The following is a 245-nucleotide window of genomic DNA, read 5'->3' on the forward strand; positions in this document are numbered from 1 at the left end:
TTCACGGCCATTGCGCTTCTGCCGGATCAACTCGATAATGCTGTTCATTGCCTCGGCGGTGAAGTTCTCCAACTGGTCCAAGCGTTCATACTGGCTGAGTCTTTCATAAAGCGATTGCTCAGGAAACAGGCTGCTTTGATCTACCCCGATCTCAGCGGCCGCTGTGGCTGCCTTCATCATGCACTGAACAACAAGCTGAACGATTAACTCCGGGGGAACGCTCTGCTCCGCAAGCAGCTCAAACC

Annotated in this window: 1 protein-coding gene; it reads right to left on the reverse strand. The window is 53.5% G+C overall.

Going from position 1 to position 245, the window contains the following annotated elements; translation table 11 throughout:
• Positions 1–180 (reverse strand): hypothetical protein (locus ACSNOG_RS33825; protein ID WP_436756492.1); only part of this gene is annotated, 180 nt, incomplete at its 3' end.
• Positions 181–245: the final 65 nt, after the last annotated feature.

It is taken from the genome of Streptomyces sp. URMC 124 (assembly GCF_051386455.1).
Taxonomy (GTDB): Bacteria; Actinomycetota; Actinomycetes; order Streptomycetales; family Streptomycetaceae; genus Streptomyces.